Source organism: Pseudoalteromonas sp. S1727, from assembly GCF_005886375.1.
Taxonomy (GTDB): domain Bacteria; phylum Pseudomonadota; class Gammaproteobacteria; order Enterobacterales; family Alteromonadaceae; genus Pseudoalteromonas; species Pseudoalteromonas haloplanktis.
Genome location: NZ_PNDT01000007.1, coordinates 1 through 18,841 on the forward strand (window position 1 = coordinate 1; position 18,841 = coordinate 18,841).

An 18,841-nucleotide genomic window follows, 5' to 3' on the forward strand; every position below is an offset into this window, starting at 1 on the left:
AATTTGCTGATTAATTTTAGTGAAGTTTGTGTATTAAAACTAAAGGTGCCTCTGTGAATGAGGCGCCTTTTGTGTATAAAGTCAGAATATTTTCTTTTTTGTCTAAGTAACCATCTAAAGCTCTTTTTCATTATGATTGAGATGTTTATCACATTTCTCCAATCAACTTTACGTATTTATGAAAATGAAGTGAGCTTAGTCTTAAAATAAGGCTAGAGTTTCCATGTGCGCGACTGCCAGATTTGATTTAGTTTTGATAATCAAGCCTGACAGTTTAGCTATAAGCTATTTAAGTGTAGTAGTTTCGATGTATAAGTTGGACTTCACCGGACAGGCGATTTTAAACTCTCAAGAGATGGTCGCTACCATTTACAACGATTTGAACATTTTTACAAAGCGGACGTTTAAATAACTCAATCCTGCCCAAAAGGATTATTTTGATTTATACATCTTCACTTTATAAATCAAAACTCACCTCCATGTGATTCATAAAATATATCTTTTTAAATCATAATTTGATATAAATTGATTTATAGCAAACGAAGGTTTAAATCACATGTATCATTGGCAACAAAAAAATTGGCCTCAATTTGAATATGATGTGACACGCTTTGAGACAAGTGTTAGCGAGTATTCGAAAAAAGCCTACAGCATTGAAGGAGCATTATCGCAAATACCGTTAAATGACCATAACGATGCATTTGTCCACTTACTAGTGGAAGAAGCATTAAGCACCAGTGCCATTGAAGGTGAAAAACTTAACCGTGAAGAGGTGCGCTCATCGGTTGCTCGTTTCCTAGGATTAAAAGAACCAGAGCGTGGTGGTTATTTCCCTAAAGAAAAAGGCATTGCGGCGATGCTTGTTGATGTGCGCAAAAGCATTAAAAGCGCTATGTCTAAAACCTTACTTTGTCATTGGCACACGCAGCTATTACACGGTAGTGAAGATTATTATGTAAACCCTATTACTAAAGGCGATTATAGAGATTCGCCTATTGATGTAATAAGAGAAGACTTATACGGTGACAGTGAAATAACCTACAAAGCTCCCGGTAATAATCGCACTGAGGTTGAACATGAAATGGATACTTTTATACAGTGGTATAACAGCGCCAATTGTTCAGGCCCTATAAAAGCAGCAGTTGCTCATTTATGGTTTGTCGCTATTCATCCGTTTCAAGATGGTAATGGCCGTGTTGGTAGGGCCATAGCCGAGCATGCATTATTTCAAGACTTTTCGAGACCTCCGCTTTTTAGTATGTCGAGCATGATTAATACTAATAGAATTGAATATTATCAACAGCTTAGAAATACTAATACTGGCTTACAAATTAATGAGTGGATAGCGTGGTTTATTGAGTTGGTTAGAACTTCGCAAGATAAATCGCTTGAATCCGTTGAATTTGTATTGCAAAAATCAAAATTTTGGGCTGAATATGGAGAAGTCAAACTCAACCAACGGCAAGAAAAGGTGATGAAAAAAATCTTCACTGTAGGCGCTGACGGCTTTGTGCGTGATGGTTTAACTAATGAAAAATATCGAGCAATTACCGGGGCGCCACCAGCAACCGCAACGAGGGATTTAAAATCATTAGTTGATAATGGCTTGCTTTACCCGTCAGGTGAAGGTAAGCGTGGTTTACGTTACTTTGTGAACTTCCCGCAAGAGAAAAACCTATTTGCTGACAAAGAAGATGTTTCACTAGTTAATGATGTTAGCCTAATTAAGATCTTGAAGAAAATAGAGCGTAATATTGAATATTTTCGTGGTGAAAAAAATTCAGGCTTAACAAAGCTTATTGATGAATATAAGGCTCTATCATTAGATGATAAAGTAGCGGGGCAAAAGTTAGAAAAGCTTTTAGGTCGAAACAAGTAAATATAGTTTTAAATCGGCTATTCATTGCCAGATTTGATTCAATTTTAGAAATCAAATCTGGTAGTTCAGTTAAAATTTATTCAATTTAAGTTAGCATGTTATTGTTCATTACCATTGAATACTGTAATTAACTTATCGAGTATTTTAGGGTCAACCTTTGACTCATTAATGGTGATACTTAAACCTGACTTAGTGGTTTTGATTTTGATCCCTGCAAGCTCTTGGTTAGCAAAATCTTTTAATTTTCCGTTATAGCTAACTGGTGCAGACGCTTTATCAGCACGAATTTTTGCTAAGAGGTCTACTTGTAGTTTCTTAGACGATTTTTGAAGACCTTCTTCAATATCATTAATTTCTTCAGCTGTTTCATTTCCAGTCAAAGTAATTGGTTTTATTGCAGGAAATTGTTGAGCCAACGACTCCAAATAGCCATCTTTATTGTGTTTTACTAATTCACGTAATAGGGGAGTCGCAATATATTTCAATGCAGGGAATAAGCCAATCAGTTCTGCCGGGAGGTTTGCGTAGCTTAATGCGTAGTAAACATTACTTTTTTTCATCCCTAGAATGTCGCTTAACTCTAGACCTGTTATTTCTTTGTCACTGCTTGAATCTAACTTTGCTTTGAGTGTTTTTATTGATTTAGCCTTATCCATAAAGCTAGGCTCAGCGTACTCATCCATTACACGAGCAAAGTGAGCTCGTTCTTTTTCAGTTAGATCCTTAGCTACAATTAGGTTTAGCTTAGTATTTGGGAGTATCGAGACTGTATATGCTCGTCTTAAACCGCCTAGAATTTCGTATTTACCATTGACTAATTCGGCTCTTACAGGCTCTGTATTACCGTTTGAAGACTTAATTGAATGATAAATATCTAAAACTGATGCAAGTGATAAATCGTCGAATGAACGTTTATTATAAATAGATTTAATACATTTATTAAATACATCGTGGCTTTGTATTGTTACTCTTTCCCACTTAATATCTCGTCCATCAATAGGAGACTGTTCAGTTAAACCATCGCTAGCACTTTGTGTGATCAGAGCGTCTAGATTCGTATTTGAAATTTTACGACCTATGACGTTTCTTTTTTTATTGTTCATGGCGAATTAACCTTCGTTCTTTCTATTAAATGTAATTGTATCGAATACTGAGCGAGTAAACTCTTCGGCTTTAATACGTGCTTTTTTGAGTGCGTCTCTATCACCTGGATAAAACTTAGGGTTTGTTGAAAATACCGTACCAAAACTTTCACCACAACGCTCAAAAGCTGTCGACAGTGGCAGTGAGGTATCTAACATATCAGCGCCACACACTTCTCTTAATAAGCTTTGAGCATCTGCATGGTCGGATTTACGAGCTATTTTAGCCATATAGCCAAAAATAGAATTGAGCTTTATTTCACTGCCAGCGCTTTCAGCCATATCAAATAACTCAGGCAATCTCTGCATGAATTTTAACGTTGAGTGAAAATCAACTTGTGCAGGTGGTACAGGTATCAAGAAAGTATCAGCTGCGACAAAAGAGTTAAGTAGAAAAGCGTCTAGGTGAGGGCCGCTATCGATAAAAATAAAATCATAGTCATTTTTTAATTTATCAATGATGTTATTTTTTAAAACATCATAAATGTTTTGATTTGGTAAATGTTCATTAGCCAGTTTTTCAAATTGTGATGCAATGAATGCATCTTCAATGGATGCCGGAATTATGTCTACACCATCAACGCTCGAGGGTTTTATAAAGTCGTTAATTAGCTCTTCGCGGCTTACATTTTGTAGCATTGCTTGTGCGACAGTTTCATCTACAATTCCAATCGACAAGTCATGTTTCATGAACATTGTTGCACTAGCTTGTGGGTCTAAATCTAAAACAAGTATTCTTAAATCATGCTTTATTAATGCTGGAGTACATCTTAATCCATGAGCAAGCGTTACAGAGCTTACCGTTTTAGCCACACCACCTTTTAAATTTGTAAGAAATACGGTGTGAGCTTCTTTGAATTGGTCTCGATATTTTGGCACACCACGATGTTCATAAATAGCAGTGACATCCTTTTGACCCATGCTGTATACATTATTGAGTCCAGCCTGCTTCTTTTGAAATTGATAGCCTTGCAGCTCCATTTCAGCAACGGCTTTATCGACTTTCGCTTTTGCAAGATCTGGCAAACTGGCAACTGCGGACTTTGAAAAAGTTTGTTCATAGTTTTCTGCGTCAAATTCAATTTTTGAACTGGTGATCTTTTCAGAAAGAGCTTCTAAAGTAAGCTTGGCTCTTGTAGCTATTTTTAAAATCCTATCATCCATCTTGATACCTTGTTGTGTGCAGCTTTTCTTGTATTAGTCTTATAATGCTGCATATTGATGGTAATGTAAATGACAATCTGAAGAAATAATTGGTTTAGCATAGATTACAGCTGCGAATTTTTATATTAGGTATTCCACAATGTGGAATCTAAAAGTCAGTACTTAAGTAAGTGGTTAAGCTATAAATTTTAATTTGCGGCAGGGAGCGTAAACGGGAAATCTAGATACTTTTATTTTTGGTAAGTGACAATAGGTTTGCTATGTCTAATAATTGAGGTGGTGTTTTACATTTTTAAATTATTAGTAATAACTTAAAAATGTAAAACGTATAAATGTTAGTGGTAACTCTAATCGTCTAAAGAATCAACGATGATGACTTCAATATCTTGATCTTTAAAGTAATCAATTAGTTCTTTATCTGCTTTTGAATCAGTGATTAACACATCTACTTCTTCTAGTGGACAGAAAACAAAGTTACTACGCTTTCCTAACTTTGTGCTATCAGCAAGAACAATTAACTTATCCGTTTGTTTTTTTAGCTTCTGCTCTGAAAGTATCAATAATGGATCTGATTCCATAACGCCAAATTTACCGATACCGGGTGTGCCCATAAACATCATTGAGCTTCGATAATGCTCAGTATTATCTTTCTCGTAAGAGCTTAATATGATCCCTTGTTCGCGATATATTTCGCCACCAGGCAGTGAAACTAAATTATTGCTATTTTCAGATAAATAATTCGCTAGAACAAATGAATTTGTTAAGATGTTTAAGTTCTTATCAGTTAAATATTCGCCCATCATGTAGGTTGAACTACCACCATTAATGATGATTGAATCATTCTCAGCGCATAATTCAACAGCTCTTTTGGCTATTAATTTCTTTGTATCTGTTCTTTTAGTTTTATCAACATTAAATGCGGAGCTTTGAATATTTTTTCTTTTGTTGGAGTTTGATTGTGCTCCACCTCTAATTTTAACTATTTCACCGCGTTTAGCCATTTTAGTTAAATCTCGGCGAATCGTGGCTTCAGATGAAGATAATTTATCAGTTAAAACTTTTACACTAGCAAAACTTTGTTGATCTACGATTTCTTTAATTAGCTGCTGTCTATGTTTTTCTAACATTTATAACTATTCCATTTAGTTCGAAAGCCTCGAAAAGGCTTATTTACCAACTTATGAGCGTATCTATTAGTAAAAGTTTATCATTATATAACTGAAAAAGGAAAAAATAGATTTTATAAATAATTGATTTAAAACAATGGCTTGTGAATGCATTGTGGTGTTCATGAAAATTGTTATAAATAAAAATCGTTCAGCACTTTGCGGAAAGATTAATCTCCAAGCTATTGAATCGCTCATATTCAAGCTATATAAATCATTTGCAATCACCTCTGTTATGTGTAAACTTACTAATACCATCATATAGCTTAACCAAGTAACCATTATTAATCACTAAAATCAATAGTTTAGTTATTAGTTACAACAAGCTATACCCTTAATTATATGAATAATAAGTAATAAAAAATGACTGCTCAAATAACATCTGGCTCTTTAGTGATTGATATAGGTAAAACACATGTAAAATTGCATGTACTAAATAGTGTTTTTGATTCTGTATTTTCAAAACAAATGAAAAACATTGTTGACAATAATGGTCCTTTTCCGAGTATAGATATAGATACCATTTGGAATTGGCTTATTGCAGGTATTAAAGACGTTACACAAAAGTACCGAATTAAAGCTATAAATATTACTACACATGGTGCGACTGCGGCATTGATTGATAGGAATACAACATCTAAAGATGGTCTCGTTCTTCCTATTCTTGATTATGAATATACAGGTACTTTTGAAGAAACCCCTGAATACGATAATATTCGACCATTATTTAGCGATACTTATTCCCCATCTCTACCTGCCGGTTTAAATTTAGGTCGTCAACTTTATTGGTTAAAAACTAAATTCGCTAATGATTTTGCGAAAGCTACTGATATTTTAATGTACCCACAGTATTGGGCGTGGCGCTTTACAGGTCAAAGAGTTAGTGAAATTACGTCATTAGGTTGCCATACAGATTTGTGGTCAATAAAAGATAATAAGTACTCTTCTTTGGTTGATTATTTAGAGTGTGAGGAATTGTTACCACCAGTGGAGCCTGCATGGTTCGATTGTGGATTAGTAAAGGTTGAACTGATTGAGGAGCTTGGTTTAGATCCTCAATGTCACTTTTTTAATGGCATTCACGATAGCAATGCGAGCTTCTTACGCTATAAACTAACACAGAAAGATGCACCATTTACTGTAGTATCTACAGGAACGTGGACTATTTTAATGGCTTCACAAGTACCACTAAATAACTTGGACGCCAAAAAAGATATGTTAGCAAATATCGATGCTATGAGAGAGCCTATAGCATGTGCCCGATTTATGGGGGGCAGAGAGTTTGAAGCAATTTGCGACAAGGCTGGTTCTTGGCTAGGTGAGCAGTTTAATGTCGACGATATTCAGAATATTATTGATCAGCAAGTTTTCGCTTTACCTGATTTTAGTGATGGGAGTGGTCCATTTGGTGGATCAGAAAGTGGATTTAGTGAGAATGTTGATAAAGTTAGTGGAATTGCACTAGCAACTATTTATTGCGCTTTAATGATTGATTACCAACTTGATATGCTTGGAGCAAAAGGTGATATTTTCATCGAAGGTGCATTTTTGAAAAACCCTTTACTATGTGCGGTACTTAACCAGTTAAGAGAAGATAATAAGGTTATGTTATCAATGGATTCAACTGGCACTGTTCAAGGTGCTGGGTATTTATCTGATTGGGGTCATGTAAAATGCAATCTTGAATGCTCACCATCAGCCAGTACTGAATTAACAGGTCTCAAGGAATACCAAAAACAATGGCGTTTATGTGCAGAGGCTAAACTCAACAATATTTAATAAGACTTCCAACCAAAGAAATCCCGCTGGCTAAGCGCAATCGCGTCAGTGGGAACTTTTACGTATGTTTTTGCATTAAGGATCTGCTACTAGAGTTGATTGTAATTAGAGGATATATTTTATTTTTAAGTAGAGAACATGAGCTAGCTGCATTATATTAATGTGTTATAAACCTTTAATGATAGGTCAATTTTGTTAAAAAATTACTTTGATCAAGATGAAAGGAAGCTGGTCATCAAGTATTTTGCATGCATAGGCTTTTCTGCAACGGCTTTAATGGGATCATTAGCAATATTTAACCAGCAATATATATTGTTTTTTTCTCTTTTTACTTGCTCAAGCCTTTTTTTGTATTCTTGGTTTATACATAAAAAAGAGAAAGTCGCAGCTTCAATAATTTCATACACACTCTATACATTGATGTTATATCTTGTTTTAACAGGCGGGGCAAAAGAGACTGGCCCAATATGGATTTTTATTGTACCTCCAGTGACTTTTTTTATAAGGGGGCTAAAACTCGGTGCTATCGATAGCTCCGTATTCATACTGTGTATTATTGCTGCTTTTATTTCGGCTGATTATTTTGAGATATATGAATATAACAGTCCTGAATTGGTGTTCAGAATTATTTTATGTTTTTTTATTGTGGTATTACTGAGTGGTTTTTATGAATTTTTTAGGGAAAGCCACAGTAAAAAAATCATTGCTTTAGCAAAAGAAAACGAAACTCTAGCCACAAAAGATCCCTTAACCGGGCTGCCAAATCGCCGTTACACAATAGATTATATAAATGAGTTAAACAAACCTAAGCATGCTCCTCTTTCAATCGTTTTATTTGATATAGATGACTTTAAAAAGATCAATGACACTTACGGGCATAGTGTTGGAGATCAAGCTCTTGTGCATTTAGCGTCTATTTTTACTGATATTTGCTGCAGTAAGGATATTATTGCACGTTGGGGAGGTGAAGAGTTCTTATTAGTGTTAGAAAATACGACCGAAAATGCCGCTATAAAAATTGCAGATACTCTTCGCTTAAAGATCCAAAATACAGCTATGAATATCGAAAACCAATCAGTTCATTTTACAATTAGTGGTGGTGTTAAAGAAATCTCACCTGCAGATTCGATAGACTCTGCGATTAACTCCGCAGACAACAATTTATATCGCGCAAAAAACAACGGTAAGAATCAAATTTGTTGTTAATAAAGACAAGCCGGTGTTTAAGATAGCATACAAGGGGAATCAACAATGGATCAGTATTTAACTTACTACTGTTACTTTTGGTGCTATATTAGAAACGAAATTGGATTTAATGCTTAGCTAGACGTGAAATATGCCAATTTCTTAGTGGATTATTGTGAGCAATGATGTGAGTTCGTAAAATATTGCTCTCAATATAAAGTCCGATACTAGATAGTATCGGACTATTTATTGTTAAACTGTTGATTTTTTAGCTAAATTATATTAGCTCTAACTTGTCACCATACACGGATTTAAGCCTGTGTTCTGGATCATGGATTTGAATCGATGTATTTGACCATTCTATGAACACCATATTTACTCCGCCTTCATTGGCATAACTGGGCACTAATAGTGCTTCAACAGCTAATTGTTGTTTGAAGCAAATAGTGCCATAAATTTACCAAATACAGGCTTTATGAGGTCAATCCCATAAAAATACTGCCAAGTTTAGTTGGCTGCTATGTGCCATGAGCAGTCATTCATAACCTTAGTCACTTGTTATATGCTCTTTTCTGGAGCGAAGGTAAATATTATATTTTGTACTACTTTTTTGTCTTCTTCACATAGGTACGAAATATCAAACGGTTCCGAAGATTTAATGGCTTTTAACGCTTCTTTTTCTAGTTCCTTTTGGCCCGTAGAACGCACGATTTTAGAAAACTTTAGATAACCATTATCATCAATATTTATATGTACCTGCACTTTGTGACCGAAACAAGTTTCGCAAACAAATAGATGTGATTCAATTAGGCTCTTATTCTTACTAACCCACTTTGGAACATCAGATTTTTCATTAAAATCTGCAGCCTTTCTAGTTGAAATTTTTTCTCCAGGTAATTCATGCTGAATTGTTGAAGTGCAGCCCACCATGAGCAGAACAAGATAAAGTTTGACTGGATATTTCATAATTTCCTAGAGCATCTAACTTTTTAGTATTTATGCGACACGCACGTTCTTCTACCACAGCGTCGCTCGTTTATCTTAATTACTCATTCGTAACAAACATCTTAACTATTTGCCAGTACTACTAAAATACAGTAGTTTTGGTTTTTACTTCAGGACAAAAACGAGCGACTCGGTCGCTTTCTTGACTATGCAGGTAATATACTTTGACGAAATTGAAAAGTAACTGCTAACGACCGCTTATCACTCTAACCCGACTATCAGCTGGATAGTAGGAGTGCTATTATTAAATATAACTTTTTCTGGCTTTGAGGTATGTATGCCTAGTGATATTCAACCTAGTGCTAATCATAAATTTGTAGATATACTTAGCAATGGAAAAGTTAATTTAAGCTCAAACCCTTTAGATGAAATTGAATTAATACAGCGTGGTTTAGATATAAAAAGTGTTGAGAAATTTAGGCTTGAGTTACGTTGGGATATTCAATCCTTTGCTAAAGCAATTGGTACAAATACTAGAATTTTCGAACGTCATAAAAAAGAGCATAAACGTTTAAATGCAACTTTGAGTGAAAATACCTTTGAGTTGGCTCATTTAGCATCAACTTGTATTGATTACTTTGAAAATATTGAACGATGGAATAAATGGCTAAATACATGCTCCTTACAATTTAGCTCTAAAACACCTTTAACATTTGTAAATACAATTGCGGGTAGAAGGTTAATTAGGAACGTTGTTAATAGCCTTAAACACGGTTATAACGCTTAAAGAAAAACCGCGTTTGCTGGGGCCTTTCTATTTAGCCTCTGCCTTTTCGGCAGTTCACTATTAAAAATAGTTTAAATTTCTATAAATACCAAACAGTTAAACGTATTTAAATTATTTACCCTTATTTTTAACTAACCAATTTATGCCATCTTTTAGTACAAATATGTCAACAACAACCAAACAACCTTGCGCCTTCTCCTGATAATGGCGCAAAAGCCGATTCAGGATTGTGCATTCTGTAAACAACGCCTTCAAATGGCTCGACAACAAAATCTACCTCGTCGAGAAAACTCACGCAAAACCACCAAATTTTTTGCGACGTATGTGTTTTTGGATCAAGGCCACACCATCATCATCATAAATAGAAAGTACTTCTGACGGAGACATATTGTTAAAGCCAGGCAGCGGTGCACTTCTGAACCAAAGCCATGCGGCATCCATGCTTTGAAACCATGGTGATACACTGATCAAGATAGCATGCACATCACGCAACCGGTTCTGCACTTTTGGCGAGCGAATACGATCCTTTCCTCTTAAGCTGGAAATAGGTAAGTTTGTTGCATTAGCAAGTGTTTCTATATTCGTGTGAAGAAAATTCAGCCAAAACTTAGGCTCTTCATATTGCCTGTTATTTTCTACAGGACTTAATAGCATATCCATAAAATGTTACTAATATCGGCCTATATAATGGCACATTATATGACATCAAGGTGTTTGTAGCAAAATCATAGCACTAATTAGTGCATTGTATCGCCCTGCTCTTAAAATTTAAATCTTTAAGGAAAGTTGCTTGATAATTAATTATTGGTGTAATTTAACATAACACTTACTACCATAAATAAACATTTACGGTAGTAATATGTAGTATTTTAAATTACACTAGAAATTCTCCTTAAGCCGATTGATAAAATCTGGTTGAAATACGAATGACACTGATGAGCATATTGCTAGTGATAATTAATTTTCGGGATGGTGTTGGAATAGCAATATGAATACACGACTGAAACACATTACAAATGGTAGCAAGGCCCTCGCTCTTAGCATACGGGCGGAAAAGATTGCGCCAGTTGTGCGTGATGATAACTGCCCTATTTATGCTTATTTAATGTCACTTAAATCAGCTAATTCACAACAGACTGTCATACGAGTATTACAATCAATAGCGAAACACTTGGGTCAACCCGGTTATTACAGCATCATTTGGCAAAACTTTGATAGAAATACATTAAACCAATTAGTTAAGATATTAATTGATAAAGATAAAGCCCCCGACACAATTAGTTTATATATTTCAGTGATAAAACGTGTGCTTTTTGAAGCATACCTATTAGATCTTATTGATACTAAACATTGGGAGCGCATTAAATCAGTACAAAAGCCGCAGGCCGGAAGACAGAAAAAACACAATGTGTTAAATGAATTTGAATTCAAAGAGTTGCTTCATACTATTGATATTACAAGTAGCAACTCGATAATGGCCGTGCGCGATAAAGCTATTTTTCACTTATTTATTGGCTGTGGCTTAAGGCGGTTTGAACTCGTAAACCTAAAGCTAGAAAATATCAACCTTCAATCTCACACGATTATTTTTGACGGCAAAGGACGTAAACAGCGTGAGGTAAAATTACATAATGTCACTTTAGCAGCTTTACAAGAATGGCTCGATGTACGAGGAACTACACCAGGTCCGTTGTTCGTTCGGATTTATAAATCAGGCTCTCTGCCTGCGTGGTTAGTAAGCAATGAAAGCCGGATAAGTGGTTTGTCTACAGAAGCTATGTATATGTTGTGTAGAAAATATGGCTTGATCGACAAGGATATAGCGCCACATAGTTTGCGGCGTTCATATGCGACTTTATTAGATAGCAACGGTGCTGATATAAAGCATATAGCCAAGCTCATGGGGCATTCGAGTATCAAAACGACTGAGCGATATATTCAAGTAGATCACCAAGATGTAATGGACACCGTAGATGATAAGTTGTTTAAGACTATACCTTAACACAGTGATTTTGGATGTAACCTTTAGCTAGAATATGGCTTGTGTACTGTAATAAAAGATACTGTAATAAAAAATACAGTAGTGTATAGTGTAATTAATCAGTAATCAGTGTTAGGTAAATGAGATGCAAAAGTTTTATAACCGCGAGTTACAGCTAAAGGAGCTGAGAAATATCTCTGATAATACAGAGAAAACGAAAGGACGATTAAGTGTTGTCGTTGGTCGTCGTCGTGTAGGTAAAACTCGTTTGCTCAACGAAGTATTTAAAGAAGTAACTAATCAACATATCTATCTATTTATCAGTCGTAAATCAGAAAGTGCGTTAGTAGCTGAGTTTAGCGCAATTATACAAAGCACATTCAATACAAAGTTTTTTCACCCAGAATCTTTAAAAGATGTTTTTGAATTTTTATTAGACTATTCAACAAAAACGCCTATTACTCTAGTTATAGATGAATTTCAGGATATTGAAAGAGTTAATAATAGCCTCTTCTCCGACTTACAAAACTTATGGGATAACTATAAAAATAAATCCATGATGCACTTAGTCTGCTGCGGCTCTTTATATAACCTTATGACTAAGCTCTTTAAAGATGAAAAGCAACCATTGCTCAACCGTGACGATCACTTTTTTAAAATTAATCCTCTAACACCTAGTTATATTAAAGAAATAATGGAAGATAATGGTAAGTATAACCCTAATGACTTCCTTGTTTGGTGGTGTTTATCAGGCGGCATCCCTAAATATTTAGAATGGTTGAATAACTCAGGCTCCGCCCCTTTAGAGAAGCTGATTTCTAATGGCTCTCCATTAATCAAAGAAGGTATGCACCGACTTGTAGAAGACTTTGGATCAGAGCACAGAGCCTATTTTGATGTTTTAGGTGCTATAGCCAATGGATATAATAGTCGTCCTAGAATAGAAAGCTACCTCAATACAGGTGTTGGCGTAAATCTTGAAAAGCTTGAAAAAGATTTTGATATTATTAATAAGCTCAGGCCTATCACTGCAAAAGATAATTCTAGAGATATTCGCTATGAAATAGCTGATGAATTTTTAAGTTTTTGGTTTAGGTTTATCTACAGTAATAGAAGTGCAGTAGAGATAGAAAACTACGATTTTATAAAACGCATTATTGATCGTGACTTTGATACCTATTCAGGATCACAACTGGAAGAACTATTTAAAGCAATTCTTGCAGAGTCTAAGCTGTTTAATAATATCGGTAGTTACTGGGATAGCAAAGGTGAAGATGAAATCGATATTGTTGCAATAGATGACTTTAATAAAAAAATACTAATTGCTGAAGTTAAGCGCCGTTATAAACGTTACAGCGAAGCCAAGCTAATAATGAAATCCAAAAGTTTACTACAGAGCTTAAATAAGAAAGGCTATGAAGTTTCCTTTAGAGGTTTTGCTTTAGATAACTTAGATGAAATATTGCTAGAATTTTCATACACAAAAGAAAGACAGTAATGTTTTTCTTTGTCTAAAACTATACCATCATACTAGTAATTAATATTATACGAAACACTCCTCCATCTGTTTTGAACATTTTAAATTCAAGATCAACAGTTAGACGATAACCGGATCAAAATTAAAATATACAAGTCGTTTAGGGTGTGCCATAGTTACCTTTATTAGTATGATGGTATAGTTTTTATGGCTTTATATAGTGAAATTGAATTTGAATATCGTTTACTAGTGGGTGCCGTTAATACACTAAACGACTACTTATTGGATGCGACAGTAATTCATGCTGAATGCTATAAATTACCACCTTCCTCAGGTGATATAGCAAACAATACGAGTGGCTGGGAGTTTCTCACGCCGCAAACTTATACAGGGTTTACTGCTTTAAGTATGTCAGTTGGTGCATTCTCAAGATTTACGCCTGATTACGAACACTCAGCGAAATATCCATTTCGCTTACCTGGTTTTATTCAATTAGATCCTATACATAGAGAGCAAGTGACAGAGTTGGTTGCTCATTGTAACCAGCACAAGCAACGTATTAAAAGCCTGCTTACTACATCAAAATTAAACCCTGGTCAAAAACGAGAACTCATTCAAAATATTTGCCCAAACGCAATTACATTACAAATTTATCGCCTGATAAAATCATCCTCAGCACCAGTGAAGCGCGTCGGTTTTACTTGGTGTAATAAAAATAGTATGCGAACTATAAAAAAAGAAGAGTTTTTAGCATACTTAAAAGGTAGTAGAGAAAATCCACCTACAGGTCAAACAAAAGCCGAATGGGCTCCCTGGGTCAATAAAGAAATTAATCTAATTAGTGCTAAGGCAGGGGCTCTTATTAAAATTAAACGCCCTCTTCCCGTTACCCCAAAATTAAATGTCTCTTTTATGGATGATACAGCCACTGTAATGTTTTATGGTCATATCCCCGTAATTATTTTTGGGGAAGAACCAGCTAAAATTACACCGCTGAAAAGTTACATTAGCCAAAAGAACAAAAAGCAACTTTATAACTATCTAATTCAACGTCTATACGTTGTCAGCGAACAATAAACTTCAGCTCAAGTTATGCCAGCATCATTACCAAATTTTTAATTGCTCTTTATTGAACTAGATTCTCTTTCTATCAGCTCAAAATCTAAAATATGTCGTAAGTCTAAGCTTTTTACATTACTTAAATCGTTATACTGCCCAGATGCCAGTAATGTAATAGACAACTCAGCCATTTCGTTAATAGGTTGCCTTACTGTAGAAATATTTGGCCACACAACTGTTGCAAGTTGCGTATCATCAAAACCCACGACCGACAGTTCATTTGGAATATTAATACCTTGCTTTTGAGCAATTGAAATAACCGCGGCTGCCATATCATCGTTTGCTGCAAAAATTGCTGTCGGCTTATCATCAAGTGAAAGTAACTTCATCGCAGCTTCCATACCTGATTGATAGGTAAAACTGCCCTGCTCTATATACTCAGGTGGCGTCACTATTTGATTAGAGCGCAGTGCATCTAAATAACCTTGATAACGCATGCGACTAACACCTTGTTTAGTGTCGCCAATAATATGTGCAATTTTACTATGACCTTGATTTATTAAATGCTCTGTCACATCAAAGGCCGCTTGGTAATCGTCCATGCAAATATATGGTGAGCGATTTAATTTAGTATCTGGAGTTATTCGTACAAAAGGAACATCAGCTTTAGTTAGTACATCTAAAACAGCTTCGTTATCGCACATAGGTGGTAGTAAAATCATGCCATCAACTTGTGTTACATCAATAAGTTGCTTCACCGATTCAATCGTCTTATTTATATCAGCATGGGCTTCATCTACGATAAGGTGATAACCCAAAGTTCGGCATTTTTTTAATGCTGCTAACAGAAATTGGCTAATATATGTATCACTTGGGTTATCGTACAAAAGCCCTAAAAAGAACGATTTAGTACTTGCGAGGCGTCTTGCTGACACATTTGGCCGGTAATTTAATTGTTCAACAACCGCCATTACTTTTTCACGCGTTTTATCGCTTACTTTCTTGTCTTGATTGAGCACACGCGAAACTGTCATCATTGATACACCAGCCTGCTCGGCTACATCTTGTATTCTTGCTCTTTTATGATCGGCCATGTTTAATATTACCTACTAACAATCATTCGATTGTTATAATTAACCTCTTAATTTCACATTATACATAATTACAAAGCTTGATATTGCCTGCAGTGTTTAAATCATTCTATTTTAGATAAAAATCAGCACCAACAAATGTTATCGCTAACTTTCACTGGTGTAATAGATATAACAACAGATAAATTTACCCATACATTTCTATCACACACCAACTTACACATGAGTAAATAATTTTTCACCAGCTTTTTTGCAACCTCAATTACAACGCAATGTGACATTTATCCTACATAGCTTAAAACTAACTTGACTTCATAATACCAAACCAATAATGTTAGCGCTAACACTAAACAACATTCGAGTATAACAATTTATGTTCCTTGGTATCGATTTAGGCACTTCAGGTGTAAAAGTAATTATTTTAGACGAGCAAGATTGTTTACTTGCTCAAGCAAGCAGCCCGTTAAACGTGTCTCGTCCTGCTCCACTTTACTCTGAGCAAAACCCTGCAGATTGGTGGCTTGCCACCTGCACCGCAATTGATGAACTTAAAAATACTCACCCTGCATTACTACAATCGGTCAAAGCGGTTGGGCTTTCTGGTCAAATGCATGGCGCTACATTACTTGATAAAGACAATAATATTATCCGACCTGCCATTTTATGGAACGACGGACGTAGCGCAGCACAGTGCGTAGAACTTGAAAAACGAGAGCCGGACTCTCGTAACATTACCGGCAATATTGCAATGCCCGGTTTTACAGCGCCTAAGTTGGTATGGTTAAAAGAGCATGAGCCAGAAAACTTTGCAAAAGTCGCTAAAGTATTACTACCAAAAGACTACTTACGCTTTTTAATGACCGGCGATTTTGCTTCAGATATGTCGGACTCTGCAGGCACATTATGGCTTGATGTAGAAAAAAGAGCTTGGTCAGAAAAAATGCTTGTAGCAACAGGATTAACTGAACAACACATGCCGACGCTGTTTGAAGGAACAGAGATCACTGGCACGTTAACCGCTGAGGTTGCGACAAAATGGGGCATGGAACAAGTCCCTGTAATTGCCGGTGGTGGCGATAATGCGGCAGGCGCGGCTGGTGTCGGCGTTATAACACCAAATCAAGCATTTCTATCATTAGGTACGTCAGGCGTTTACTTTGTTGCCAACGAAAAATACTTACCTAACCCAGCAGGTGCCGTACATACGTTTTGTCATTGTATTACAAATACTTGGCATCAAATGTCAGTGGTGTTAAGCGCTGCAAGCTGTTTAAGCTGGGTCACTAAATTAACCGGCTTTGAAAATGAAGGCGCATTGCTTGAACAAGTTCGGAAATGCGACTTTAGCAAGCCGAGTTCAGTGATATTTTTACCTTATTTAACCGGCGAACGTACCCCGCATAATAACCCTGATGCCAAAGGTGTGTTTTTTGGATTAGACAGTGATACCGATGCAGCAACCCTTGGCCGCGCAGTTTTAGAAGGCGTCGCTTTTGCTTTTGCCGACGGACAGCAAGTACTGCTTGATGCAGGTGCACAAATTGACGATGTAACTGTTATAGGTGGCGGCGCAAAAAGCCCTCTATGGGGAAAAATCATCGCAAGCGTACTTAATCGCCCACTAATTTACCGAGAAGGTTCAGAAGTTGGCCCTGCATTTGGCGCTGCAAGACTTGCCCGAATAGGAGTAGAGCAACTCCCTGCACAACAAGTGTGTGTTAATGGCAAAGTAACGCAAACAATTGAGCCAGACCCTGTTATGCAAGACTTTTATGCACAGCAATACACAACATACAAAGCACTTTATCAAAGTGTAAAAACATACTTTTAATAGAATAATTTTAAATTAATGGAGCACATTATGAGCGAGCAATTCTTTTCTAACGTTGAAAAAATTAAATTTGAGGGTGAAAACTCTAAAAACCCATTTGCATTTCGTTACTACGACGAAAACAAGGTTGTTCTTGGCAAAACAATGAAAGAACATTTACGTTTTGCTGCCTGCTACTGGCATAATTTTTGTTCTACAGGTTTTGATATTTTTGGTGAAGGTACGTTCGACCGCCCTTGGATCCAACCTGTCGGCAACCAACTTGAACTTGCAGAACAAAAAGTAAAAGTTGCGTTTGAATTTTTCGAAAAACTAGGCGTACCTTACTTTTGTTTTCATGATGTTGATATTGCACCTGAAGGCGCAACACTACAGGAAAGCCATGATAACGTAACGCACATTGCAAACATTATCGAAAAAGAAATGCAGCGCACTGGTGTAAAACTACTTTGGGGTACGGCTAACTTATTCTCAAACAAACGTTTTTGTGCTGGCGGTGCTACAAATCCAAATCCAGATACATATGCATACGCAGCAGCACAAGTTAAACACGCTATGGAAATTACCCATCGTTTAGGCGGTGAAAACTACGTACTTTGGGGTGGCCGTGAAGGTTACGATACGCTACTAAATACAGATCTTGCGCAAGAAAGCGAGCAGTACGCGCGCTTCTTAAAAATGGTAGTTGAGCATAAGAAAAAAATTGGTTTCAAAGGCACATTATTAATTGAACCAAAACCACAAGAGCCTACAAAACACCAGTACGATTACGATACAGCAACGGTTGCAGGTTTCTTACACAAACACGGTTTACAAGACGAAATTAAAGTAAACATTGAGGCAAACCACGCAACACTTGCGGGTCATAGCTTCCACCACGAAATTGCAGTTGCCTGTGCTGAAGGCATTATGGGTAGTATTGATGCTAACCGTGGTGACATGCAAAATGGTTGGGATACAGATCAATTCCCTAACGATGTAGCTGAATGTACGCTCGTTATGTACGAGATTTTAAAATCAGGCGGTTTAACGACTGGTGGCTTTAACTTTGATACTAAACTGCGTCGTCAATCATGTGAACGCGATGATCTATTTATTGGCCATATTGGCGGAATGGATACGATGGCAAAAGCATTACTTAATGCAGCAGCCATGATTGAAGGCGGTGAGCTTGCTGATTTTGTTGAAAAACGCTACGCAGGTTGGAAAGAAGACTTGGGTCAGAGTATTCTGAAAGGTGAACAGTCATTAGAAAGCCTTGCTGCGCTAGTACACGAGAACAACATCGATCCTAAGCAAGTTTCTGGTCGTCAGGAACTGCTTGAAAATATTGTAAACCGCTACGTATAAGGACA

The 18,841-nt window shown here is 36.3% G+C and carries 15 protein-coding genes; 9 read left to right on the top strand and 6 right to left on the bottom strand.

Going from position 1 to position 18,841, the window contains the following annotated elements:
• Positions 1-556 precede the first annotated feature (556 nt).
• On the top strand, positions 557-1,879 hold the full coding sequence (locus tag CWB85_RS01540; protein ID WP_138553893.1) for a Fic family protein: 1,323 nt from the start codon (positions 557-559) through the stop codon (positions 1,877-1,879).
• Positions 1,880-1,977: 98 nt separating this feature from the next.
• Here CWB85_RS01540 and CWB85_RS01545 read toward each other — a convergent pair whose 3' ends face one another.
• From CWB85_RS01545 to CWB85_RS01555, 3 genes are all read right to left on the bottom strand, one after another.
• Positions 1,978-2,982, bottom strand: a complete 1,005-nt coding sequence (locus tag CWB85_RS01545; RefSeq protein ID WP_138553894.1) for a ParB/RepB/Spo0J family partition protein — start codon at positions 2,980-2,982, stop codon at positions 1,978-1,980.
• A 6-nt stretch (positions 2,983-2,988) separates the two neighbouring features.
• Positions 2,989-4,185: an AAA family ATPase gene (locus CWB85_RS01550; RefSeq protein ID WP_212748228.1), complete on the bottom strand. Its 1,197-nt coding sequence runs from the start codon at positions 4,183-4,185 to the stop codon at positions 2,989-2,991.
• A 347-nt stretch (positions 4,186-4,532) separates the two neighbouring features.
• Positions 4,533-5,312: a DeoR/GlpR family DNA-binding transcription regulator gene (locus CWB85_RS01555; RefSeq protein ID WP_016710615.1), complete on the bottom strand. Its 780-nt coding sequence runs from the start codon at positions 5,310-5,312 to the stop codon at positions 4,533-4,535.
• A gap of 402 nt (positions 5,313-5,714) precedes the next feature.
• Here CWB85_RS01555 and CWB85_RS01560 point away from each other — a divergent pair, with 402 nt between their 5' ends.
• Together CWB85_RS01560 and CWB85_RS01565 are read left to right on the top strand one after the other, a co-directional pair.
• Positions 5,715-7,130, top strand: a complete 1,416-nt coding sequence (locus tag CWB85_RS01560; RefSeq protein ID WP_138553896.1) for an FGGY-family carbohydrate kinase — start codon at positions 5,715-5,717, stop codon at positions 7,128-7,130.
• A gap of 192 nt (positions 7,131-7,322) precedes the next feature.
• Positions 7,323-8,336 (top strand): GGDEF domain-containing protein, encoded by a 1,014-nt coding sequence (locus CWB85_RS01565; protein WP_138553897.1) that lies wholly within the window; start codon positions 7,323-7,325, stop codon positions 8,334-8,336.
• A 537-nt stretch (positions 8,337-8,873) separates the two neighbouring features.
• Here the strand turns inward: CWB85_RS01565 and CWB85_RS01570 are convergent.
• A complete protein-coding gene (locus CWB85_RS01570; protein ID WP_138553898.1) occupies positions 8,874-9,281 on the bottom strand; it encodes an energy transducer TonB in 408 nt (135 codons plus the stop codon).
• 274 nt (positions 9,282-9,555) lie between these two features.
• Here CWB85_RS01570 and CWB85_RS01575 point away from each other — a divergent pair, with 274 nt between their 5' ends.
• Positions 9,556-10,047 carry an Xre family toxin-antitoxin system antitoxin gene (locus tag CWB85_RS01575; protein WP_249314752.1) on the top strand — a complete coding sequence of 164 codons (492 nt, stop codon included), beginning with the start codon at positions 9,556-9,558 and terminating at the stop codon, positions 10,045-10,047.
• Between the two features lie 291 nt (positions 10,048-10,338).
• Here CWB85_RS01575 and CWB85_RS01580 read toward each other — a convergent pair whose 3' ends face one another.
• The gene (locus tag CWB85_RS01580) at positions 10,339-10,701 is read right to left on the bottom strand and encodes a hypothetical protein (RefSeq protein WP_171038970.1); all 363 of its coding nucleotides are present in this window, start codon (positions 10,699-10,701) and stop codon (positions 10,339-10,341) included.
• A 334-nt stretch (positions 10,702-11,035) separates the two neighbouring features.
• On the opposite strand from CWB85_RS01580, the gene CWB85_RS01585 reads away from it, so the two are divergent.
• From CWB85_RS01585 to CWB85_RS01595, 3 genes are all read left to right on the top strand, one after another.
• On the top strand, positions 11,036-12,049 hold the full coding sequence (locus CWB85_RS01585) for a tyrosine-type recombinase/integrase (protein WP_138553901.1): 1,014 nt from the start codon (positions 11,036-11,038) through the stop codon (positions 12,047-12,049).
• Between the two features lie 124 nt (positions 12,050-12,173).
• Positions 12,174-13,526 (top strand): ATP-binding protein, encoded by a 1,353-nt coding sequence (locus tag CWB85_RS01590; protein WP_016710609.1) that lies wholly within the window; start codon positions 12,174-12,176, stop codon positions 13,524-13,526.
• Between the two features lie 186 nt (positions 13,527-13,712).
• Positions 13,713-14,582, top strand: a complete 870-nt coding sequence (locus tag CWB85_RS01595) for a DNA replication terminus site-binding protein (protein ID WP_138553902.1) — start codon at positions 13,713-13,715, stop codon at positions 14,580-14,582.
• A 38-nt stretch (positions 14,583-14,620) separates the two neighbouring features.
• Here the strand turns inward: CWB85_RS01595 and CWB85_RS01600 are convergent, their stop codons facing one another.
• A complete protein-coding gene (locus tag CWB85_RS01600; RefSeq protein ID WP_138553903.1) occupies positions 14,621-15,658 on the bottom strand; it encodes a LacI family DNA-binding transcriptional regulator in 1,038 nt (345 codons plus the stop codon).
• Positions 15,659-16,028: 370 nt separating this feature from the next.
• Between CWB85_RS01600 and xylB the strand changes: the two genes are divergently transcribed.
• Both xylB and xylA read left to right on the top strand, forming a co-directional pair.
• Positions 16,029-17,486 (top strand): xylulokinase, encoded by a 1,458-nt coding sequence (xylB, locus tag CWB85_RS01605; RefSeq protein ID WP_138553904.1) that lies wholly within the window; start codon positions 16,029-16,031, stop codon positions 17,484-17,486.
• Between the two features lie 30 nt (positions 17,487-17,516).
• Positions 17,517-18,836: a xylose isomerase gene (gene xylA / locus CWB85_RS01610; RefSeq protein ID WP_087532994.1), complete on the top strand. Its 1,320-nt coding sequence runs from the start codon at positions 17,517-17,519 to the stop codon at positions 18,834-18,836.
• The last annotated feature ends 5 nt before the right edge of the window (positions 18,837-18,841 follow it).